General features: G+C 68.7%; 1 pseudogene. It reads right to left on the bottom strand.

The features are described from left to right. A pseudogene (locus tag BST40_RS28710) lies at positions 1-268 on the bottom strand (argininosuccinate synthase); the annotation flags it as partial.

The raw sequence follows: 268 nt of genomic DNA, 5'->3' as shown, positions 1-268 counted from the left end.
CTCCAGGGTGACGTGTTCGAGTTCGGTGTGCGCGGTGATCAGCACCATCGCGCCGGGCGCCTCGTAGATCTCGCGGCTCTTGATGCCCACCAGCCGATCCTCCACGACGTCGAGGCGCCCGACACCTTGCGCTCCGGCGCGGCGGTTGAGCTCCTCGATCGCCGCCAGCATCGACACCGGCTTGCCGTCGACGGACACCGGCACGCCGCGTTCGAAGCCGACGATCACCTCGTCGGGGACCCCCCAGTTGATCGTGGGGTCTTCGGTG

The organism is Mycobacterium persicum, from assembly GCF_002086675.1.
Classification (GTDB): Bacteria; Actinomycetota; Actinomycetes; order Mycobacteriales; family Mycobacteriaceae; genus Mycobacterium; species Mycobacterium persicum.
This window is presented reverse-complemented; position numbering and strand designations above follow the sequence as displayed.